The organism is Leptospiraceae bacterium (genome assembly GCA_016708435.1).
Lineage (GTDB): Bacteria > Spirochaetota > Leptospiria > Leptospirales > Leptospiraceae > UBA2033.
In genome coordinates this window covers 226408-247804 of record JADJFV010000034.1, presented here as the reverse complement: position 1 = coordinate 247804, position 21397 = coordinate 226408, and the positions used below count along the sequence as shown (strand labels likewise).

The 21397-nt window shown below is 35.2% G+C and carries 20 protein-coding genes and 2 tRNA genes; 8 read left to right on the top strand and 14 right to left on the bottom strand.

The window, feature by feature from the left end; genetic code table 11:
• Window positions 1-8: 8 nt before the first annotated feature.
• The 4 genes from IPH52_23890 to IPH52_23875 all read right to left on the bottom strand — a co-directional run bounded on the left by IPH52_23890 (window position 9) and on the right by IPH52_23875 (window position 4520).
• Window positions 9-1424, bottom strand: a complete 1416-nt coding sequence (locus IPH52_23890; protein MBK7058036.1) for an MBOAT family protein — start codon at window positions 1422-1424, stop codon at window positions 9-11.
• Window positions 1424-2446, bottom strand: a complete 1023-nt coding sequence (sppA, locus tag IPH52_23885; protein MBK7058035.1) for a signal peptide peptidase SppA — start codon at window positions 2444-2446, stop codon at window positions 1424-1426. The genes IPH52_23890 and sppA overlap by 1 nt, the downstream gene beginning before the upstream one ends.
• Window position 2447: 1 nt before the next feature.
• Window positions 2448-3119, bottom strand: a complete 672-nt coding sequence (locus tag IPH52_23880) for a lysophospholipid acyltransferase family protein (GenBank protein ID MBK7058034.1) — start codon at window positions 3117-3119, stop codon at window positions 2448-2450.
• A 63-nt stretch (window positions 3120-3182) separates the two neighbouring features.
• Window positions 3183-4520: an HDOD domain-containing protein gene (locus IPH52_23875; protein ID MBK7058033.1), complete on the bottom strand. Its 1338-nt coding sequence runs from the start codon at window positions 4518-4520 to the stop codon at window positions 3183-3185.
• 256 nt (window positions 4521-4776) lie between these two features.
• Here IPH52_23875 and IPH52_23870 point away from each other — a divergent pair, with 256 nt between their 5' ends.
• Together IPH52_23870 and IPH52_23865 are read left to right on the top strand one after the other, a co-directional pair.
• Complete coding sequence (locus IPH52_23870) at window positions 4777-5925, top strand: peptidoglycan-binding protein (protein MBK7058032.1); 1149 nt, start codon at window positions 4777-4779, stop codon at window positions 5923-5925.
• A gap of 424 nt (window positions 5926-6349) precedes the next feature.
• Window positions 6350-6928 (top strand): phytanoyl-CoA dioxygenase family protein, encoded by a 579-nt coding sequence (locus IPH52_23865; protein ID MBK7058031.1) that lies wholly within the window; start codon window positions 6350-6352, stop codon window positions 6926-6928.
• A 2-nt stretch (window positions 6929-6930) separates the two neighbouring features.
• On the opposite strand, the gene IPH52_23860 is transcribed toward IPH52_23865, so the two are convergent.
• The 6 genes from IPH52_23860 to IPH52_23835 all read right to left on the bottom strand — a co-directional run bounded on the left by IPH52_23860 (window position 6931) and on the right by IPH52_23835 (window position 11114).
• Complete coding sequence (locus IPH52_23860) at window positions 6931-7812, bottom strand: RluA family pseudouridine synthase (GenBank protein MBK7058030.1); 882 nt, start codon at window positions 7810-7812, stop codon at window positions 6931-6933.
• Between the two features lie 115 nt (window positions 7813-7927).
• Window positions 7928-8716, bottom strand: coding sequence for an ATP-binding cassette domain-containing protein (locus IPH52_23855; GenBank protein ID MBK7058029.1), 789 nt, complete (start codon window positions 8714-8716; stop codon window positions 7928-7930).
• A 5-nt stretch (window positions 8717-8721) separates the two neighbouring features.
• Window positions 8722-9492 (bottom strand): ABC transporter permease, encoded by a 771-nt coding sequence (locus IPH52_23850; protein ID MBK7058028.1) that lies wholly within the window; start codon window positions 9490-9492, stop codon window positions 8722-8724.
• 19 nt (window positions 9493-9511) lie between these two features.
• Entirely contained in the window at window positions 9512-10798 is a 1287-nt protein-coding gene (locus IPH52_23845; GenBank protein ID MBK7058027.1) for a hypothetical protein, read from the bottom strand.
• Between the two features lie 165 nt (window positions 10799-10963).
• Window positions 10964-11036, bottom strand: a tRNA-Ala gene (locus tag IPH52_23840).
• Window positions 11037-11040: 4 nt separating this feature from the next.
• Window positions 11041-11114: transfer RNA gene (locus IPH52_23835), tRNA-Ile, on the bottom strand.
• A 280-nt stretch (window positions 11115-11394) separates the two neighbouring features.
• Between IPH52_23835 and IPH52_23830 the strand changes: the two genes are divergently transcribed.
• On the top strand, window positions 11395-11670 hold the full coding sequence (locus IPH52_23830) for a hypothetical protein (GenBank protein MBK7058026.1): 276 nt from the start codon (window positions 11395-11397) through the stop codon (window positions 11668-11670).
• 2 nt (window positions 11671-11672) lie between these two features.
• On the opposite strand, the gene IPH52_23825 is transcribed toward IPH52_23830, so the two are convergent.
• Window positions 11673-13673: a helicase gene (locus tag IPH52_23825; protein MBK7058025.1), complete on the bottom strand. Its 2001-nt coding sequence runs from the start codon at window positions 13671-13673 to the stop codon at window positions 11673-11675.
• A gap of 127 nt (window positions 13674-13800) precedes the next feature.
• Between IPH52_23825 and IPH52_23820 the strand changes: the two genes are divergently transcribed.
• From IPH52_23820 to feoB, 3 genes are read left to right on the top strand one after another with little or no spacing between them, the layout of a single operon-like run.
• Window positions 13801-15123: an AarF/ABC1/UbiB kinase family protein gene (locus IPH52_23820; protein MBK7058024.1), complete on the top strand. Its 1323-nt coding sequence runs from the start codon at window positions 13801-13803 to the stop codon at window positions 15121-15123.
• The gene (locus tag IPH52_23815) at window positions 15120-15362 is read left to right on the top strand and encodes a ferrous iron transport protein A (protein ID MBK7058023.1); all 243 of its coding nucleotides are present in this window, start codon (window positions 15120-15122) and stop codon (window positions 15360-15362) included. The genes IPH52_23820 and IPH52_23815 overlap by 4 nt, the downstream gene beginning before the upstream one ends.
• Entirely contained in the window at window positions 15355-17439 is a 2085-nt protein-coding gene (feoB, locus tag IPH52_23810; protein MBK7058022.1) for a ferrous iron transport protein B, read from the top strand. The genes IPH52_23815 and feoB overlap by 8 nt, the downstream gene beginning before the upstream one ends.
• Here feoB and IPH52_23805 read toward each other — a convergent pair whose 3' ends face one another.
• Window positions 17440-17742 carry a winged helix-turn-helix transcriptional regulator gene (locus tag IPH52_23805; GenBank protein ID MBK7058021.1) on the bottom strand — a complete coding sequence of 101 codons (303 nt, stop codon included), beginning with the start codon at window positions 17740-17742 and terminating at the stop codon, window positions 17440-17442. It lies immediately after the preceding gene.
• A gap of 290 nt (window positions 17743-18032) precedes the next feature.
• Between IPH52_23805 and IPH52_23800 the strand changes: the two genes are divergently transcribed.
• Window positions 18033-18377: a hypothetical protein gene (locus tag IPH52_23800; GenBank protein ID MBK7058020.1), complete on the top strand. Its 345-nt coding sequence runs from the start codon at window positions 18033-18035 to the stop codon at window positions 18375-18377.
• 25 nt (window positions 18378-18402) lie between these two features.
• On the opposite strand, the gene IPH52_23795 is transcribed toward IPH52_23800, so the two are convergent.
• The gene (locus IPH52_23795) at window positions 18403-19170 is read right to left on the bottom strand and encodes an MCE family protein (GenBank protein ID MBK7058019.1); all 768 of its coding nucleotides are present in this window, start codon (window positions 19168-19170) and stop codon (window positions 18403-18405) included.
• A 316-nt stretch (window positions 19171-19486) separates the two neighbouring features.
• On the opposite strand from IPH52_23795, the gene IPH52_23790 reads away from it, so the two are divergent.
• Window positions 19487-20035: a rhodanese-like domain-containing protein gene (locus tag IPH52_23790; GenBank protein MBK7058018.1), complete on the top strand. Its 549-nt coding sequence runs from the start codon at window positions 19487-19489 to the stop codon at window positions 20033-20035.
• A gap of 166 nt (window positions 20036-20201) precedes the next feature.
• Here IPH52_23790 and IPH52_23785 read toward each other — a convergent pair whose 3' ends face one another.
• The gene (locus IPH52_23785; GenBank protein ID MBK7058017.1) at window positions 20202-21353 is read right to left on the bottom strand and encodes a DUF1343 domain-containing protein; all 1152 of its coding nucleotides are present in this window, start codon (window positions 21351-21353) and stop codon (window positions 20202-20204) included.
• Between the last annotated feature and the right edge of the window lie 44 nt (window positions 21354-21397).

The window sequence follows — 21397 nt, the reverse complement described above, 5'->3', positions numbered from 1 at the left end:
TTAGAGCCTTAAAACTGGAAGTAAATGAAATCGCCGCCCCCGTCCCCAAAAAGACCCAACAGTAAGAAAATCAATAGGGATGCGACTGGAAGTAGAAAATTCTGATATTTTTTCCATCGAGATACAATCTGTGGATTGTATTGGAAAAAATTAAGCAACAAGGCAAGAAAGATATAAAGGATGACTTCATCTCTTCCAGAAATTCCTCTCCCCTTATTCATTCCAAAGAAATCAGACGCTAATTTATACATGACTGCCGATGAATCAGTTCCATAGGCACCACTTCGAAAGAAAATGGCAGAGAGAGAAAACAATACGAACACAAACATTCTCTTAAAGAAAAGTAAAATTGGATTCTTAGGAACAAGACTGTAACCTTTGCTAAAGAAAATTCTTTCTATCCAAAGGATTATGCCAAAGTAAGCACCCCAGAGTATAAAGGCGAGATTTGCACCATGCCATAACCCTCCTAGTACCATCGTAATGAACATATTTACATTGCTCATGTGAAAGCCTTTTGCATTTCCACCAAGTGGTATATAAAGGTAATCCCGTAACCAGGTAGAAAGAGTGATATGCCATCTAGACCATAACTCTGAAAATGAAGCCGAATAAAATGGACCTGTAAAATTTTCCGGTATTTCAAAACCTAAAAGAAGAGCAAGTCCGCGAGCCATATCCGTATAGCCACTAAAATCAGAATAGACCTGTGCAGCAAAACCCAAAAAAGCAATGAATATCGAAACAAAATGATATTTATCTGGATCCATATAAACAGGAGCAATGAGAGAACCCACATTATCAGCAATGACTACTTTTTTAAAAAGCCCAATGATTAACAGGAATATGCCGCTCTTCATAGAATCTGAAGTAATGACTGGCTTACTTAAGCGCGGAAGAAAATCTGAAGTTCTCATAATTGGTCCGGCAATCAATTGCGGAAAGAAAATTATGAATATTGTATAATCAAAGAATGTAATTTTTTCAAGAACTCTACCTCTATGAATATCTACTTGAATTGCAATCAGTTGAAAGGTATAAAAACTAATTGCGAGTGGTAAAATAATATTAACCGAAGAAGACAGATCCTTGAACATCTGAGAATTGGTTAAGCTAAAAAAAGAATCCAGTAAAAAGTAAAAGTATTTGAAGAAGGCAAGATTTACAAGATTAAGACCAAGAATTATTTTTAACAGTTTGCCTGTATCCTCACCTTTCTGTTTTGCGATGAACATTTTTTCACTAAAATAGAAATTCACAGCAATGACAGTGAAGAAATGAACTGTAGCTAACACATCGTAGTATAAATAGAAAAGAAAGGAAGAACCAGCTAGGACATACTTTTTATACTTATCATCAATATTCCAATAAAGGAGATACGTAAATAGAAATAGAATTAAAAAAGGAATAGAATTAAAAAGCATTAATAAGACCAGAGATACATAAATTTTACTTCTGTAGTAGTCTTAAGAATACTTTCCAGAGCACCGAAAGTATTGGACTCTTCGGCTAATATTTGGTAGACGCTACGGACTTTTTGCTTGAAATGAGAGTAATAGACAATTCGTGGTCTAGAATTATTTGGTGTTGCAATTCTTGCATACTTATCCATTTTCATTAGCTCAGCGACAGTCTCTTCAAAGTAACCAATTTTATCTATCATCCCTTCTTTTAATGCCTGATCGGCAGTAAAAATTCTTCCATCACAGATTTCTCTTAGCTTTGCATCTGAAACATTCTGACGATTCATTTTTACTATATTGAAAAATCTTTCGTATAGATTATTAACTATAGATTGCAAAATCGCTTTTTGTTCTGGTTTCATTTCCGCAAAAGGAGAGCCGATGGCTTTATTCGCACCAGAAGTAATCGACTGATCTTTTACACCAATCTTATCAAGTCCTTCTTTTACATTAAACCCTGATAGTATAACTCCAACAGAACCAGTCACAGCAGTCGGGAGAGAAACAATTTTATCCGCTGACATAGCGACGTAATAACCCCCACTCGCAGCTTTATCCATAAATAATGCGACGATTGGAATTCCCGTTGTTGCTTTGTGTTTCATTAATTCTCGATAGATCAGATCACTTCCGGTAACAGTGCCTCCGGGCGAATTTACCTTTAAGATAATTCCTTTGATGTCTCTATCGAAACTAGCTTTAAAAAGATCGTTGATAATAGCGGATACTGTTGATTCACTCCCGCCTCCCCCGAAAATATTTCCGCCACTTGGATTTTCCGAGATTACTCCATCAATAGAAAGGATTAAAATTTTATCTTTATCTACTCCTTCCATTATATGTTCGGTAAGCTCCGCTTCACGCTCGGGACCTAGAGAGGGAAATTTAATTGAATTTCCAATAATGCACGCGTTCAAATAAAAGATAGAAAAAAGGATTAGAATGGAATGCCTTCTTTTAGGAAAGATTGAATTTATAAACATATTACCTCGATGATTTAGCGTCTTCTACAATTTTATCCAAGCGAGACATCTGTTCTATCATTCGCTTCTCTAATTCTAGCGCATACTCTTCATAATTTTCGATTTTCTCTGGGACAAAAAAAGGTTCCGAATAATCCACCCATTCTCTTGCTAAGAATTTAGGGAATCTCTGTCTATCCCAACTTTTGAATTCATAGTATTCATCAAACTTAGAGTAGAAAGTTATAATTGGAAGCCTAGTAAGAGAAGCCATTTGAATCACACCAGTTTGAACCTTTAAAGCAGGTCCGCGAGGTCCGTCAGGAGTAAATATCGGAACACGCCCTTCTTTGATTGCTTTTAAAATTTGGCGAAGTGCAGTAGATCCACCACGACTTGTAGAGCCTCGCACTGATTCCATTTTAAATCGAAGAAACGTTTGGTAGATAAACTCTCCATCTTTAGAAAGAGAAACCAAGGGTGTTAATAGGATATGTCTATCTCTTTGTAAATAATGAGCCACGTGCCTTGTAAGAGATAGAATTTGATTGTGCCAGCCTGCAAATATAAAACCATTCTTTTGCTTTAAATATTTTTCTGTTTCTTCAGGAACAAAGTATTTTTGTTTTCGAATGAATAGAAACCAAAAAGACAAAATAAATTTTACAATATGACTGACGACAATATATTTCATGTATCAAATACAAATATGAAAAGGTAGTGATAAAAATCCATTCAAAAAAAATTTAAGTCTTTTCTACGATTGTAACGAATCAAAGAATGGATGACTTTTTATATTTGTGTAATAATCTTCGTTGAACAATGCTGCTAATTCTTCCGGCGCTCTATAGAATTGAAGTGTAGTTGATAAAATTTCAATATCTTCCTCATTAATCGTTACACCTAACATTTGCATTGCAAAAATTTCAGCAATTCTAAGCAACCTGTCTATATCCGCTACTTCCTGTATATCCTTAAGCGCAAAAGACTGATTAGCCACTATTTTTTGTAGACTTCTAGGCATTTTCCAGAGTTTAAAAACTTTGATTCCAATTTGTATATGATCAATGTTCAGTTCTTCTCTTTCTAGTTGGGCTAATGGTTTTGACCCATATTCAAATAATTTAATAATGTCTAAATACCTAAGCTTAAGATTTTGTGCTAATATAGTCATACCAACTTTCCTAAGAGTGGAACTGACAACAATTTGATCATTGAGATTCTTTAGATTCAGCGGGGCAGTTAAGTCCATTGCAATAAGACCGGTTAGCAAAGGTATTTCATTCAAATGCTTCTTAAACAAAGCTTGTGGTAAATTCTTTGTGAAATTTTTCCGAAATTGAAGAACTACAATATTTTTAATTGTAGTTAGACCAATCAAAGTAATCGCTGTCTTCAATGTATCCACGGTTCCTGGTCTACCATAAAAACTGGAATTCGCAATTCGTAGTATATCAGCACTCAAAGCTTTGTCAGGAGCGATAATGGTTTCGAGCTCTGCACTTCCCCCAAATTTTTTTGAATCAAATGTAATAACTCGATTCATTACATCACGCAAAGGTGGAATTTGAATTTCACTTAGCTTAATGGCACCTGGCTTATAGCCGACTACCATCTTGTCCGCGAGATCTCTTCTTCCCAAAAGAAAAGTCAGCTTTTCATAGACGGATGATTTCGAAATTGGCTTAACAAGGAAAGCATTAACTTTTAGTCTTACTGCCTCCTCTACAATTTCCTTTTCAGTGTGTGCTGTAATCAGAATAATAATCAACTTAGGAAAAAGGGGGCGCAGTTGTTGAATGACTTCTGCCCCATTCATATCCGGCATTCGATAATCAATGCATAGAATATCTACCTGCCCATGAAGTGCAGTCAATTTATGAATCGCTTCTTCCCCATTAATGGCTTCACCAATGATCGTAAAATCTGCTGATTTTAGAAATTGCTGAATCAATTTGCGCTCTGTAATGGAATCATCTGCAATCAAAACATTATAGGGAATCATTTTTCGGGGATTTACCCCGAGTGGAATTTCACTTGCCATAGTCGTATTAAACAATATTAATGCACAGCAAAGAATCAACTGAAATTCCAAAAAAATACAAATACTAAGGGCACTTATTTTGTAAATAAAACCGAACAAGAAACAGTCAAAAGGAGAAAACAAAGTTGGACTCAATGACAATTTGCAATGCAAGTTAGGACAGCCACTGGAAGTCTGTATACCTTAAAAAACAATCCTCAAGAAAATTAAAAAATATCACGATGTATTTATCGTAGCGAAAAGTCTACTTTACTTTTTTCTATTTAGTAAACTACATGGTTACAATCGATATATTGGAGAATAAAAAATGTTAAGAAATTTTAGCTTTAAAGTTATACTTGTGTCAATCGTCTTAGCAGTCTTTGCTACTTGTAGCAGTGCACCTAAAAAAGATGCAAAGGACGCAGCTAGCACAAAAGATGCCAAAGACTCAAAAGATGCCAAAGACTCAAAAGATGTAAAAGACTCAAAGGATGCAGCAGTTTCTAAGGATGCGAAGACTGCACCAGCCTCAACTAGAAGTGGCTCAGGTGATGCATCTGCAGACAAAGAAAAAGTAGGAATGCGAAGTGCAGACGAATCAGCAACGAATAAGTTAGGCTCTTTACCTGAAAATCCACCTCTAGCAAAAGCTGGTCAATGTTGGATTCCCGTTTATTCACCTGCTACATACAGAGAAGTGAATGAAAATGTTGTTAAAAGAGCAGCAACAGAAAAGATTGAAATTATTCCGGCTCGTTACGAATCCACCTTTGAACAAGTTTTAGTTAAACCAGCTTCCACTACAACAGAAACAATTCCCGCTACTTACGAAATGGTAGAAGAAACAGTAGTTGTTAGAGCTGCTGGAAAAAAAATCGAACAAATTCCTGCAGTGTATGAAACTGTAGAAGAAAAAGTCGTGGATAAAGAAGGTTACACTGAGTGGAAAAAAGACTCAACCACAGGTATTAAATGTCTAGTTGAAGTTCCTCCAACATACAAAATGGTATCTAAAGAAGTTATTAAGACTCCTGCTTCGACCAAAGAAGTAGATGTTCCTGAAGAAAAATCCGTCATACAAAAACAAGTTCTTAAAACTCCTGCAACAACTAAAACAATCGAAATTCCAGCAGAATACAGAACTGTTCAAATTCAAAAACTAGTTGAACCAGAAAAAGAATTCAAAGCAGCTGTCCCGGCAGAATACCAGACTGTTTCCAAGAAAGTTATCGACCAACCTGAAAAATCAGAGTGGAGAGAAATTCTTTGTGAAAACAATACAACCAAAGAAAAACTCAGCGAAGTTCAAAAAGCTCTAAAAGCAGCTGGATTTGATCCTGGTTCTACAGAGGGAAATGCAGATGCAGGAACTTTCAAAGCTCTGAATGAGTTTCAAAAAAGCAAAAACCTACCTGTTGATGAGGGAAAGCACATCAATATGACTACAGTTAGAGCGCTCGGCGTTTCAAAATAATTTATTAAGGTCTTTAAAATTCCGAGCGGGCTACTAAGGCTCGGAATTTCCTTCTCTTCTAAGTAAACTCAAAAACTCCTATCAATTAGCATCTCTTTTCTTAAAGTCTAGAGTTTCTAGAACGAAAGACATATTTAACATCCCAATGAACATCGCCAATGATTCAGATATCCTTTACACTAATACCTCCTTGGTAGAAACAAGAGAACTTATTTTTAATGGAAAAATTATTCTCGTTACGAATTGCGAAAAATCAAAAGAGTTAGCAAGATTCGCAATAAGCTTTTTACAAAAATATTTAAAGACAGAGAATATTAGAGAATTCGAACATAGAGTTTCTAGAGAAATATTCTTTGAAACTTTATCAGCAATAAAACCTATATTCTCAAATCAACAAGAGACAAGAAAATTTATACGGAGTATCTTGAATGAAAGGAGTTTCAATATCGAAACAATTTTTTTTGATCCAGTGCGGCTAAGATCTATTACCTCATACGCACATAAGATCTCAGCGGCTAAGCCTGCATTTGCGATTCACCGTGATACATGGTATGCAAATCCGGAAGCTCAGATCAATTGGTGGATTCCATTATATGATGTCGATGAAAAAGATACATTTAGCTTTTATCCCGACTATTTTTCAAGACCGGTAAAGAATAATTCAAATGAATTTGATTATGCAAATTGGAGTTTGGCAGGTGGCTTTCAATCTACTCAAATAGACAAAGAAAGAATCTTCCCAGAGGTAACAGAAGAACTGAATCGAAAAAATGAATTAAAAATTCCTTGTAAGGCTGGCGACTTATTGCTATTTTCCGCTTCTCACCTGCATGGAACGACTCCAAATTTAACAAATCATACACGTTTTAGTTTAGATTTTAGGACAGTGGATACTCTCGATTTAAAAAGACCTTGTGCCCCGAATGTAGACAATAAAAGCACTGGCTCAATTCTAATTGATATGCTATCAGCAAAAACTTTTCACAGATTCCAATGTATTTAAGTCTAATTTTGCATTAGACTTAGCATATCGTCTGGTTCCTCCGCGTGGATAATAATATCTGAATCAGTAAATGGATGATGAAACTCTAAACGATATGCATGAAGAGCTTGTCTTTGCAAATTAAACTTATTTTCGCTAATTCCAGTTTCTATAAACTTTAGGAAAAGATTCTCGTCATACCCATACATTTTATCGCCTACTACCGGATAGCCGATTGAATAAAGAGTGGCTCTAATCTGATGAATCTTCCCAGTATGTGGATAAGCATATATCTTCGATATCTCAGAGAACGTGTTTATTAATTCAAAATCTGTATCTACTTCCCAAAGGGAATTACTTGCTTTTTGATAAGAAAATTTTTTCTTCTTTCTAATCTCAGAAGAATCATCCTTACTTAAAAAACCTTTTGCAGTAATTCTTTCAGGAAATAATCCTTCCACATAGCTTATATAAGTTTTCTTAACTAAGCCTCTTTCGAATAATTTGCCTAAACGAGAAGCGGCTAAGGATGATTTGCCAAATAGAACAATTCCTGATGTTTCTCGATCAAGACGATTTACAATATACATTTCGCCATTTATCTTACTAGAATTTTGTAAAATGGTTGTGAGGTTATTCTTCCTATATCGACCAGCAGGATGAACTGGCAAATTGCCAGATTTATTGATCGCAAATAGGAATTCGTCTTCATAAACTACTGAAAAATTCTCATCAACTGAAGGTTCTTCAAAATCTTCTTTCAAAAAAGAAATCTCGTCATTTTCCTTTAGCAGTAAGTCGAATTCTGCCTTTTCTCCATTTACTAAAATCATTTCTTTTGTGATTTGTAATTTCCAATCCTCTAGAGAATAGTATGTATATTTCTTAGCAAGAAATTGTAGCAGGCTAAAAACTCTTTCCTCAGACTTAATTTTATAAGTGAAATGCATTTTTGAAATATTCAATTAACGATTTTTCATTTTTAATTGTCAAGAGATACAAATTCTTATCCGCTATACATCAATGCTTTAATTTCTTTTTTTCAGAATGATCAAGTATCATAGGACCAAACGTGCGACCATGAATAAACTGTTGGATAATAGCATTCGGCGAAGCTTTCAATTCAGAAACAGTTCCACAAAATATCGCTTTGCCTTCGTAAAGAAAAGTAATTCTATCTGCAATCATATAAGCACTTTCCATGTCATGAGTTACGACTATAGAAGTGACATGAAGTTCTTTTTTTAAACGTAAAATCAATTCATTGAACACATTCGACATTACTGGATCAAGACCGGATGTTGGTTCATCGTAGAGTAATATTTCAGGATTAGTCGTCAGTGCCCTTGCGATACCAGCTCTTTTTTTCATTCCACCACTAATATCTCCCGGTAAATTGTCCTTAGCCACTACCAAGTCTAGCCACTGTAATTTCTCCATCACATTTCTATGTAGCTCTTCCCCTTTAGAAATTTTATGCTCTCTGAGTGGTAAGGCTACGTTCTCGTAGACACTTAGCCAGTTTATTAAAGCACCTGATTGAAAAAGAACTCCCATCTTTGCACGAAGTTTCTCTCTCACTTTTTCTTTCGAAAATGCAATCGACTCTCCCAAAATAAGACAATCCCCTTCGTCAGGAGCGACAAGACCAGTGATATGTTTGAGTGTAACAGATTTTCCAGTTCCAGAAGGACCGAGAATAACCATCGTTTCCCCCTTATTGACAACGACATCCACTCCTTTTAAAATTTTTCTCGTTCCAAATGTCTTATGCACATTTTTCATTTCAATGATTGGTATCTCACTCATATTTATTACCTATATAAAATGGCGGTTAATACGTAACCTATAAAGATTACTAACAAGAAAGAAGTTACGACTGATTCTCTGGTTGCCCGACCAACACCAATAGCACCGTTAGTAGCCCTTAGTCCATGAGAGCAGGAAACTATTGAAACAGTTATACCAAATACAAAGCCTTTTAATAGACCTACGTACAAGTCTTTTAGACCAGGAACAGAGCCTACTCTATTTAAAACATCATTAAAATAAACCTGATATTCTACTCCCAATTGAAAATGTCCAACAACCGCTCCCCCAAAGACACCAAGTATGCTAGAATAAATACATAAAACAGGAACCATCAGAGAAAAGCCAATGACCCTTGGCATCACAAGATACCGCACAGGGCTAATAGACATTACCTCCAATGCATCAATTTCTTCCGATACTTTCATCGTTCCAATTTCTGCTGCAATGGCAGAACCAACAGAGGCAGATAATATGAGCGCCGTCATAAAGGGAGACATTTCTCGCGTAAGTGTGATTGTGAGGAGAAGTCCAATTTGCCCTTCAGCACCAAAGTCTTTTAAACCTAGACCGGCATTTAAACCCATAATCATTCCAGTAAAAACAGCAACAATTGAAACTACAAAAAAGCTACTAATTCCAGCAGTGAACATCTGCTGAACAATTTCATTTCGCTTAAAGAAAATCGCTCTAAACTGTAAAACTGTTTGAAAGAGTAAAACAAGAGTATACCCCGCTCCAAAAATAAAGCTTTTTGCTAACTCAATCATTCCCATTGACAAATCGTCCTTACTCTCATATTGAAATAAACCAAAGAACTTGTAGATGTCTTTTCTCTTCTATTCGTTCATAACCCAAAAAACCGTAAAGAAATTTCCAAGATGTTTTATCTTTTTCCAATGACAAATCAAGTAAGAAGGGTATATATATATGTAATTCATCCTCAGTCCAACGTTGCGTATAGGAACGCATCATTAAAGATAATCGCTTTTCTCCATTGATAAACTTTTTATATTCAATGATAGAAACAAACGGATCCCAAATTCGTTCTAGAGTAGTTGAACGAATAGGAAACAAGGAGAGTGTATTCCAAAAAAGATTTCCTTCTGCATCTCTATGCCATTTGAAAATAGGCCAGACTTTATAATAGGTATCCGCTCTTTCTTCTTTATTATAGTGCATTTCCTTGTAATAAAAGAAAGGTATTAGATAATATGAATTTGATTTCACTCCATACGTGTCTGATCTCATATGAACGAATAAGGGAGTAATAAAAGTAAACTCCTTGCTGGCAAATCTAGAATAACCGTAAAAAGGAAAAAATATATGCTTACGATAATCCTTGCTATTTGAGTAACCATATTGCATTAGAAAGAAAAGAAAATTATAATTCACTTCGCTTGTCCTCTTATCATATCCGTATCCAACAAGTGACCCGAGAAGAGGTATCCATAAAAATGCATGACTTTTCATATTTCCATATTGAGAAGATTTAATATTATAAATCGGAAATAGAAAGGAAAAGGAAGTAGGTTCTTTCTTATCTAATGAATCGCGTCCCCATTGAAGGAATGGCCAGAAAACTGAGTAATGTTCAAATTTGGCGATATGAGACTTCTTCGAAAAAAACGGAAGAAACCTCTGTTCACTTCGAATATCCGAACTTCCCCAAAGCAAAAGCGGATAAAATAAACTACGCGCTTTAAACTCTTTATGACTCCAATCTACATACAGCGGAAATAGAAAAAAATTAATTTCACCCCATGAAAGTTTAGATTTCATTTTTCCAAAGAATGGGAAAAAAGCCACATACCGATCCTTCGCTGTTTCTCCTCGCCCCCACTGAAATAAAGGAGAGAGAACTAAATCTGAGTCATCTCCTGTATCGTCATGCAAAGTACTGTCGTGGCTAAATACAAATAAAAAAGTCCATTTGCTCCAATGATTTGTTTGCTCAGAATAGTAAAGAGGATACAGGGAAGTATTAAATTTATGAGCACTCAACTCATCCTTATAATTAGAATAAAAAGGGCGGAGGATAATATCTTTTTGCCCCTTTCGCCACTCTTTTTCATAGAACACCCAAAACTGCCAATAATTGGAAGGATAAACTCCGCTAGGATAAGTGGGGAGCTTAGCTTCAATAGAAACGGTAAGAAATAAAAATAATAGGATTTGAACTATGATGCGCACTGAATGATAAAATATGTGTGAGGCAACTATAGGCAAGAAAAATTAAAAAAGAAATGGAGCTTATCGGGATCGAACCGATGACCCTCTGCTTGCAAAGCAGATGCTCTCCCAGCTGAGCTAAAGCCCCTTTATGGGCCTGACAAGATTTGAACTTGTGACCCCTCGCTTATCAAGCGAGTGCTCTAACCAGCTGAGCTACAGGCCCGAGAACAATCTTATCAAGGAATAAGAATGTATTACCATTCTTTTGGGAGACCGGAAAAAGAAAAGTTTTTTTTAGTAAAAAAGGAATTCTTACCTATATGAGCTTAATGGATTCTTGTAAAATTCCAATTCTTTTCTTAAATTTACATTGACTACTCTCATGATGATTATATTGTACCAATTTGCAGCTTATGTTGCATACGAAGCCAAGAGATAGAGATAACCTTTTTCGTATTGTAAATATAGCATAGGCTAGGATAAAAGTAAGGAATCTATTCTGTATGGAATGGGAAAAAATTTTAAGAGACGCAGTAAAAGATAATACAATCAAAGAATTGTATCTGAGAAAAGTACCTTCCCTGAAAACCTGTGAAGACTGGAAACAGGTAAAAGAGGTAGGATTAGTTGACCATAAAACAAAATACGCACACTACAAAGGTGGATTGGTAAAATACGGTGATAGACTTTACTTCGTACTAGACCAAAGGCTTGAAGCTATAGCACCTTTCAGAGCCTGGAACTTTAAAACTAAGATTAAAGTTACAGACCCTGAATAGAATTACCTGATTAACTTTATAATCAGGTTCAATTTCTCGGAGATTTGAATTACGTCCTGAATTTTTGATTTATCTATCAAGATCGCTTCAGGGCTAATTTCCTCCATAACAATTTTCTTTCCTTTAATCTGCCCTAGCAACAACTCCATTACATGTGGGTCGTACGTTTTAAGGAGCACACAATCCTCAGTAACCACAACGATCGGTAAATTCTTACCCCAATCATCGAACAAGAACATTAGATTCTGAGCAAGGTCTGCCTTACTTGAATCTTTTAAAAATTGTATAAAGAGATTTGGATCATATCCTAGTAAAATTCCGTTTTGAAAAGAATCTTTCGTTAACGCAAATGTATAAACTCGGTCATAATCCTTTAGCTCAGTAAAAACTTTTAATAAGTGAATGCCATGCAATGAACATTTCTCAGGAAATGCAATGATACTAAAGTCGGAGTTAATAGTAATTCCCCCCTTCTCTGTATGCTTTGGAATCGCCTTTGATTGAAAATAATATTTTCCTAAATCAGATAAAACTAAAAAACGAGAAGGATATTCTACTTCCAATAATCCAAATAAGTGCAGATAAAAAATTGCACTGATAATTTCCTTTCGTAAATCTAACAAGTCTGATTCAAAATTCTTAATTTTAAAACCAGGGGCTAATACCAAATTCTCTCTAACTACATTTGAAAAAATTACGGAAGTATTCACCTTACCCATATTCAAGATAATCTGAACGCATTTGTCTAGGATTGGTTTGTCGTAGAAAGGAACTTCAATGGCGGAAAAGACTTCTGGTGGATTGAATCTCTTAGAGCGAACTTCATTGACTTCATGAATGACTAAATTCATTAATTCAAAAATATCCTTCTTTTGAAATTCATCAATTTCTCCGGCTAATACGATGTTTTCCCCTTTGATATCGACCAGATTTAGGATTTTTAGAATCGGAAGAATCAATTCAATTTGATATACTTGCCCTTTTTCCGGGAAAATATCAATATCCGGCTTCAATAAATCTTGCTCTGTTCGCTTATTATCTGCTTGCTTGATTTTTCCAGATTTGGCAAGACTCAGTCCTTTTCTAGAAACGAAAGAAATCATTTTCTTAATATTTAAAAAGAAATCCAAATCATTCTTTGCGATCTTTTCTTGTTTTTGCTTTGTCCCTTTTTTTACGGAAGGTAACAGAGTATGAACTTGAATATAATTTAAGATTTCTTTCGGAATAGTTATAATCCGAATAAATCTCTCATCTACGTAATACGTATCAAATACTAAATACTTTGCGGTTAACTCAGGTATTATCTGCTCAAATTTCTCACGATTCACATTGATATAGTTCCGCACAACGTCAGCTTCGATAACACCTCCATGCGTATACACATAGAGTAGCACATCTCTTTCAATTTCAGAAAGAGACCCAATGCAAAGACCAATGCCTTCTTCGGATAATGCAAACTTTAAAAATTCATCCGATGATTCAACTTTCTTATGTCCGAGAGCTTTTGACCATTCGGGCGAAATTTGATCTGTTGGCAATTTATGAAGAAATTTATCTAAGGATAATTTAAATTTCTCGCCCTTAGAATTCATATCTAGTTTGATTAGATCTGCAATTTCTTGGTAAGCATGGTATTTATCCAGGTTGTTTGTCAGTCGTTCCCGATTTTTTCTCTGGTAGACTAAACAATATTTTCGAAGCACACCTAATTCTGTTTCTGCATTGATCGGGTGGAGTGATGTCTTTCGAACTATCTCACCGAGTGTTTGCACATTTTTATTTTTGAGAATTAGAGAGAAGATGTTTACTTGGATGGGAGTGAGCTTTTCGAGTATTGACTTTAGATAGAATTCTTCTTGAAAGGCGGAATAGAGTTGAGTTACAGATGTTTTCTTATCTTTTCCGATGAATTTATGAAGATTCCAAAGAGTTGCTACTTTTTTTAGCTCAGAGAGCTCCAATTTCCCAAGCTCCTGAATTAAAATGTTTTCTTTGTCCATATATGGTTGATTAATTTACTTCTTTTAGAAATTTCTGACAATGTTTGCCAAAAATGATATTCTGTAAACAAAAAATCATTCCAGCTAAATGAATTGTCAGTAAAAGTAAGCCTGAAATTTTATCCTAATGGCTCATTTAACTGACAACATTACATCTGGAATCAATGCAATCCTACGAATCGCTGACTCATTCAGGGTTCTTTCCACTAAATTGGCGCAGGTTCTCGCTGACATTCTGCTAGACAAAAAAGATGCGCAACTAGCAGTTCGCTTGAGAGAAGCTTTCGAAGACCTAGGAGCAACGTATATTAAATTGGGACAATTCATCGCCTCTGCTCCTTCTCTTTTTCCGAAAGATTACGTAGAAGAAATGCAAAAATGTCTAGATTCTGTTCGCCCTATTCCATTTAAAACGATCACTCAAATTCTTGAAAAAGAGCTAGGTGGAAAGACTAGTCAATTTTTTTCCTATATTGAAGAAAAACCAATGGCATCTGCTTCCATTTCGCAAGTTCATGCAGCAACAACAATCGATGGCTTTGACGTTGTATTAAAAGTTCAAAGACCAGATATTGAGGATGTTCTTAAGACCGATATGAATTTGATTTATTTGTCTACGTTGCTTTTTGAAAAGCTTGCCCCGGGTTTTAAGGCATCTGGTCTCACCGAAATCGTAAAAACTTTTCATGACTCCATTTTGCTAGAAGTAGATTTTATCCAAGAAGCCAAAAATATTGAAGAATTCGACAAACATCTTTTGAGCACAGGCGAGACAAGAGCAAAAGTTCCAAGAGTATTTCATTCTTACAGCACAAAACGTCTATTAACCATGGAAAGATTTTATGGAATTCCGCTTACAGATCTAAAAGCAATTAAAGCAGTTTCAAACAATCCAGCAAAAACATTGACTGATGCTCTCGATATTTGGTTTTCCTCTCTGGGCAGCGGGATGTTTCATGCAGACGTTCATGCAGGCAACCTACTTGTTCTAAAAGATGGTAAAATTGGATTCATTGACTTTGGAATCGTCGGAAGAATTTCCCCCGAAACATGGATGGGGTTGATGTTATTTATGGAAGGACTCGGAACAACAAATGCTAAGACCATGGCAAAGGGTCTTGTGCAAATGGATTCAACTGCAAAAGGAATTGATGAAGTAAAATTCGCAAAAGACTTGGAATACATTTTTGATGAGATGAATGAAATCGCAATGAACATTCAACTTGGAGAAGTTGCAAACATTGACGAAGGGCGGCTAAACGCTGTTATGCTAAGAATCAGTGACATCAGTAAGAACAATGGCTTAAGAATTCCACATGAGTTCGGTCTATTGATTAAACAGATGCTCTATTTTGATAGATATGTGAAGATATTAGCGCCGGAGATGGATCTAATTAAAGACCTAACTCCAATGGAAGTAAAGAAAAATAAATCTATCGGATATAGATGAAAAAGAGCCTCAGCAGCTTAGAACTAAAGCAAACTGCTCAAGTCGATTTAATCAATCAAGATGAGCTTAGGCCTGAATACATTATGGAATTGATTGATTATGGCTTTCTGCCAGGAACAGAGATTTCAGTTTTACAAAAGTATCAAAGTCAAAATAAAATCGTTGTGCAAATAGGAAGAACGAAAGTTTCTCTTAGATTAAATGATGCAATGTACATACAGGTAAGTACTAATGAATAATAATTACCGCTGCCTACTTGTGGGAAATGCAAATGCGGGAAAAACATCTATCTTTAATCGGCTAACAGGTCTTAGCCAAAAGACAGGCAACTTTCCTGGAATCACAGTTGGAATCGCCACGGGTGAAATTAAGTTAAAAGATAAACAATTAGAGATTATTGACCTACCTGGATCATTTTCTCTAAATGCTAATTCTGAGGATAAAAAAACTCTCACTCGTTTTTTAATCAACCGCCGCGAATCTGATAAAATAATCTTCGTTCTTGATGCGATGTTATTAGAAAGGAGTTTGCAGTTTTTATTTCAGATAATGGATCTGGGTGCACCAATTCTTTTAGTGATAACAATGAAAGATATCTTAGAAAAGAAAAATCTTTCTATACAAGTAGATGCTTTAAAACGGGAACTAGGAATTGAGACTCTTTTAGTAAATGCAAAGAGTGGAAGTGGAATTCAAGAATTAAAAGAATTAATTTCGCAAGAGTATAATTTCAAGACTCCATCAAGACTATGGACTTGGGATGATAAGCGAGAAAATTTTTTAAACAGTCTATTAACACGAATAGAAACGGATAATCATCATTACCTGTCCTTTGTTCTGTCAAATGCATTAAAAAGAATATCAGGTGAAAAACTCCAAAAAGAATTACCCGGGTTAGAGGAATTCAAACCTGAAATTCAAAGCTTTATTGAAAAAGAACTCGAAGCATCTGGTCTAAAATATAAATACCAAGAAGAGGTAATTCATAAATCATTTAGAATAAAATCGATTATCGGCAAAGTATTGACGGGTAATATGGAAAATCAAAAAAGCTTCTCTTCAAAATTTGATAAAATCATTCTTCATCCCGTCTTCGGAATGATAACTTTTTTTGGAATTATGGCTTTTGTTTTTCAATCCCTATTCTCTTGGTCAGAAATTCCCATGCAAATAATTGAATCCTCAATTGATAGTTTGGCAAATTATTTTCAAGCCCGTCTTCCCGTTGGACCTTTCAATGGACTCGTAACAAAGGGAATTATCGGAGGGGTTGGATCAGTGCTTGCTTTCATTCCGCAAATCGCATTGCTATTTTTCTTTATAGGAATTATGGAAGAATCTGGTTACCTATCAAGAGTAGCTTTCATAATGGATAAATTTATGGGGAGATTCGGATTATCCGGCAAATCATTCATTCCACTTTTATCTTCAGCAGCCTGTGCAGTTCCTGCCATTATGAGTACTCGAACGATTGAAAACAAATCAGATAAAATGGCGACTATTCTTATTTCTCCTCTTATTACCTGCTCTGCACGTTATCCGGTATACATACTTATCATTGGAGCAATTTTTCCAAAGAAAAATTTGCTTGGTATTTTTTCTCTACAAGCACTCGTATTATTTGGATTATTTATTCTGGGTATGGTTACTGCTCTTTTATTCGCACTCCTTTTTAAAAAGACATTCTTTAGACATGATTCCTCCTATTTTTTAATTGAACTTCCAACCTATAAAATTCCATCGCTAAAGAATTTATTCCTAAGTGTTTACCAAAATGTAAAAGCTTTTATTGAAAATTCTGGAACTATTATTCTTTATGCATCCATTCTTCTCTGGTTTCTCGCTTATTATCCCGTAGCCGCACCAACAGAGAAGCAACAAATACCTACTGAAATTTCAAAATCATATGCAGCTCAACTAGGAAAATTTATTGAACCTGCAATACTACCATTAGGTTTCGATTGGAAAATTGGCGTTGGTATTATATCTTCTTTTGCAGCGAGGGAAGTTATGGTTTCGACACTTGCGATCATCTATGGAGTGGAAGGAGATGAAACCAGCGAAGATTTAAAAACATCCATTCAAGATGATGTAAATCGTGATACAGGAAAAAAAACATGGAGCCTACTAACAGCCATTAGCCTCTTACTCTTTTTTGCCTATGCTAGTCAATGTATGTCCACACTTGCCGTCGTAAGGCAAGAGACTAAATCTTATTTCTGGCCTAGCTTTTTATTTATGTATATGACAATTCTTGCTTATTTGAGTTCACTAGCGGTTTATCAGATTGGAACCCTTTTGGGATTCGCAAACTAATCAGACACCGAATAGTTTTACGATGTTTTTAACAAGTTCACGATATTTATTATCTTTGACATAGTAAAAAACTTTATTGGATTCTTTGCGGCTTTCTAGAATTCCGCTGTCCTTCATTTTGCTCAGGTGCTGTGAAGTGACAGATTGACTAACTCCTGTGAAATCAGACAAATCGTTGACCGATAATTCTTCTTTTGATAGGGCATAAAGAATCATGAGGCGCACTGGATGGGCGATTCCCTGAACACCCTTAATGGCTCCCTCCAATTGTTTCTTATTAAGCTCAAATTTTATTTTTGTCATTCCATTTCGCCTCGAAGAAGAATCCTAGATTTGAAACAGCTTAAACACTTGCCTCTTTATTTTCAATATTATTTTAGTAAAAAAATTGCTCAAAGTGTAAGTTTTTACTATTTTTTAACATCTAAGAAAAGCCCAGAAAAACCTAATGACTTAATTTCTCCAGAGTAAAAATCTAATGTTCAGAATGAGCGATTTCTCTTTTTATTTTCCAATTATGACAGTTCTAAAAAAAAATCTTTGACAAATAGAAAATCTTAACTACGATTTCCGATTCGTAAGAGGATAAAGCAATGTATTTACGAGAAATGACATCCTTCCAGAATTCAATTCGAACTAGAAAAGAAAAAACAAAAATTAATCAAAATTCCACACTTGCCAATTTTGAATCTCTTGCAAGGGAAACTTCATTTGAAAGTATTCGTGAGATGAATCTATATCAGGAAAGATTAAAAGCCTGCCTTTCTCTTATCTTTAAAATTTGTAAAATTGAAAAACTAACAGAAAGCGAAAAAATTAGAATTCTAAATACATTTACCAAAATCCAGAAAAATCCCAATTCAAAAGACTTAGGCATATTTTATAGAATTAAAATCAATATGGCTCGCTATTCTCTAATTATAAAAACAGATCCATAAATTATATATCTATTAACAAACGTTCTTAGAATGCTGAAAGTGCTGACCTTATGAAGCTTGTCACAGGGGCTTGCTCGCGAGTATCCTCAAGACCTTCCCTTAATTCTCTTAAAACTATTTGTGCATCGGTTAATGTAGTGTTGACGTTAGAATGAATGTCGTCTTGGTTAATTAATCTTCCAAGAGTTCCTTTTCCCGAATTAATTTTACCAGAAATATCTGCTACATTTGAGATAGTCTTTCGAATATCACTGCGATTTTCAGCAATCAATTCAGAGAGACTAACAAGCGGATCTTCATTCGTTTTCCCTTTCAAGCGGTTTGCACTATCAGAACTACCAAGGTTTATTTCTCTGTTCTTCTTTGCGCTCGGCAAAACTTCGTTCGTCTTTAAATCTCTTTCGAGGGAAGTGCCGGGGTCAATCGATATTACCCGCCCTGAAAGCAGGCTTTCATTTTTAATTTTAATTTCATAGTTTTCATACATTTTAATGGAAGCTGGCACAGTAATTGTAACCTCCACCCTAGTTCCAATCCCCTCTTCTCCTTTGGGCAAAACATTTCCATCTAAGTCAACTTGAACCAAATTAATTCGGGATACATACCCGTAGGGAACACCTTGCACTGTAACTTTATTTCCAATCTTAATTCCTTCTCCATTGGGAAAATAAATCTTCATGGAATATGCTTCTTTCTTTAAAGGTCCCCCGTCTGTGATAATTGTAAAATAAGCAACGACAGCCATTGCACTAAAGAAAAGAATCCCTACTAAAAGATATTGAACAACTTTCATAAGTAAATACAACCTCTAAGAAATTATAATCTTTACAATACTTTTATTTTTGTCCTGTTATGTTTAATAAGGTCTAGTTAGTTTCGTTTTAGGTAAAAGCTTTTGTTGACAGGATTAACAAGATTTACAGGATTAGGAAACCGAAAAACGATCTGATCGGAATATGCCAGCAATGAACAAATTCTTTTAAATTTATAGCATACTGCACTGTTAAAGCAAGTCTAAGGTTTAAACAATTATACTTGCGAATAAATCGCAAAATTGTAAATTGACACTAAATTCAGCTTTCACCTGAAATAAAACAAAGGAAAGAACTATGAATACAACCTTAAACAAAGAAATTACTCCCGAAATGAAAATGGGAGAAATTCTAGACATTTACCCCGGAGCTAAAAGAGCCCTTTTTCAAAAATACCATATTGGCGGATGCTCTAGCTGTGGATTCTCTTTAGACGAGAGTCTTACAGAGGTTTTTGTAAACCACAGAAGAGACAAAGAAGTAGACAATGCCATTAAGTTCATCTATGATTCTGCTGAAGTAGACAGACAAATGCAAATTAGCCCGAAAGAATTAAAAGAAAGATTGGATAAAGGCGAAGATATTAAGCTTGTTGATGTTCGCGAAGACTGGGAAATTGAAATTGCTGCAATTCCGGGAAGTGAAATGATTTCTCAAAAACTCGCTTATGAAATCTTAAATAAATGGGACAAGAATACAACAACTGTATTTATTTGCCACCATGGAATGCGAAGTCTAGAAGCTACTTCCTACTTCAAAGGACACGGACTTCCAAATTGCAAAAGTCTCACGGGTGGAGTTGATCTCTGGTCAGTAGAAATTGAACCTAGCATGAAAAGATACTAAATATAAACCCAATTCCTGTGCATTATCTAAATTATGCGCAGGAATTTATTCCCTCATTAATTCTCTTCTATTACTTAAACTAGTCAATTTCCTTCGTCAGTGTTTACCGAAACTTTTTGACCCGTTAATAGATTTTTTCAAAATGGTATATTCGAAACTATCCGATTCATTTCATTTCCTTAATTTTCTTTTTCCAATTTGCTTCTTCTTCTTTAAAATACTCTTCTAATTCTAAATAATTAGAATCTCCATTTAAGAAATCCAATATTCTATCATCTCCAGCTAATAGCTCTATGGCGCTATGATCGGAGCGAAACTCATATACCCCTTTTAAAAATTTAAACTCATTTGGATAGAATTCTCGCAGTGTGCAAAGCAAGTGAAGAGTAAACAATAAACTATGAAACTTTTTCTTCTTAGTCAATAGAATTTGAAATCCGCCGCACTTCTCTCCTTTGTGTTTGTGAAAGGTTGGTATGTAAATCAAAGGTCTTAGAATAAATGTATCTCTTTGAAATTCAGTCAGTCTTTGTAATAGTTTTTCATTTTGCATTTGAATATAGGGTGCACCAAAAGTTTCAAAAGGACGAGTCGTTCCTCTTCCCTCGGAAAGGTTTGTTCCTTCTAAAAGACATTGTCCCGAATAAACATAACAGGTAGTAGCCGCAGGAATATTGGGTGAAGGGGGAACCCAAAGAAAAACTTCATCCTTTTTCTTATAAAATTCTCCTATTGGAATTGTATGAAGTTGTACATTTAATTTGAATTCATACTTATAATACTGCATCATCTCTGCAATTGTAAGTCCATGACGATGCAAAACAGTCTCCACTCCGACAAAGGAAGAATATTTTTTTTGTAAAGGAGATCCTTCTACTTTTTGCCCGGCAGGATTCGGGGACTCAATGACTAAGATTTCTACCGAATGAGAAGTTGCGGCAGAATTATATTTGGCAACACTTTGGAGGATATAAAAACAACTTGTAAGAAAAGTATAATACCTTGCTCCCACATCCCGAATGTCAAAAACAATTAAATCAATCTCGGCAAGAGTTTCTTCTTTTACAAACAAGGAATGCTCTTCGTCCCCGTAGAGATTTTCCATTTTTACATCGCCAAAGTCATACTTGAGGTTACTGCCTGATACTTGATCTTGCAATTCAGCAAAGAGTCCATGCTCTGGAATAAAAATTACTTTTAAACCCAGATTTTCTCTTATAATTTCGAAATGATATTTCCCATTCGAAAAGGCGCTCTGATTCGTTAGCATTCCAACCCGTACGCCTTGATATTTTTTAAATAGTTTATTATAGTTCATTATTACCCCTGTCACCTCGAACAGTCCCATCGTGAGAGGTCTAT

Excerpts from the sequence above, each read along its gene's own strand:
- IPH52_23890 (MBK7058036.1), bottom strand. The coding sequence starts at position 1,424 with ATGCTTTTTAATTCTATTCCTTTTTTAATTCTATTTCTATTTACGTAT.
- sppA (MBK7058035.1), bottom strand. The coding sequence starts at position 2,446 with ATGTTTATAAATTCAATCTTTCCTAAAAGAAGGCATTCCATTCTAATC.
- IPH52_23880 (MBK7058034.1), bottom strand. The coding sequence starts at position 3,119 with ATGAAATATATTGTCGTCAGTCATATTGTAAAATTTATTTTGTCTTTT.
- IPH52_23870 (MBK7058032.1), top strand. The coding sequence starts at position 4,777 with ATGTTAAGAAATTTTAGCTTTAAAGTTATACTTGTGTCAATCGTCTTA.
- IPH52_23855 (MBK7058029.1), bottom strand. The coding sequence starts at position 8,716 with ATGAGTGAGATACCAATCATTGAAATGAAAAATGTGCATAAGACATTT.
- IPH52_23850 (MBK7058028.1), bottom strand. The coding sequence starts at position 9,492 with ATGGGAATGATTGAGTTAGCAAAAAGCTTTATTTTTGGAGCGGGGTAT.
- IPH52_23830 (MBK7058026.1), top strand. The coding sequence starts at position 11,395 with ATGGAATGGGAAAAAATTTTAAGAGACGCAGTAAAAGATAATACAATC.
- IPH52_23825 (MBK7058025.1), bottom strand. The coding sequence starts at position 13,673 with ATGGACAAAGAAAACATTTTAATTCAGGAGCTTGGGAAATTGGAGCTC.
- IPH52_23820 (MBK7058024.1), top strand. The coding sequence starts at position 13,801 with ATGGCTCATTTAACTGACAACATTACATCTGGAATCAATGCAATCCTA.
- IPH52_23815 (MBK7058023.1), top strand. The coding sequence starts at position 15,120 with ATGAAAAAGAGCCTCAGCAGCTTAGAACTAAAGCAAACTGCTCAAGTC.
- feoB (MBK7058022.1), top strand. The coding sequence starts at position 15,355 with ATGAATAATAATTACCGCTGCCTACTTGTGGGAAATGCAAATGCGGGA.
- IPH52_23805 (MBK7058021.1), bottom strand. The coding sequence starts at position 17,742 with ATGACAAAAATAAAATTTGAGCTTAATAAGAAACAATTGGAGGGAGCC.
- IPH52_23800 (MBK7058020.1), top strand. The coding sequence starts at position 18,033 with ATGTATTTACGAGAAATGACATCCTTCCAGAATTCAATTCGAACTAGA.
- IPH52_23795 (MBK7058019.1), bottom strand. The coding sequence starts at position 19,170 with ATGAAAGTTGTTCAATATCTTTTAGTAGGGATTCTTTTCTTTAGTGCA.
- IPH52_23790 (MBK7058018.1), top strand. The coding sequence starts at position 19,487 with ATGAATACAACCTTAAACAAAGAAATTACTCCCGAAATGAAAATGGGA.
- IPH52_23785 (MBK7058017.1), bottom strand. The coding sequence starts at position 21,353 with ATGAACTATAATAAACTATTTAAAAAATATCAAGGCGTACGGGTTGGA.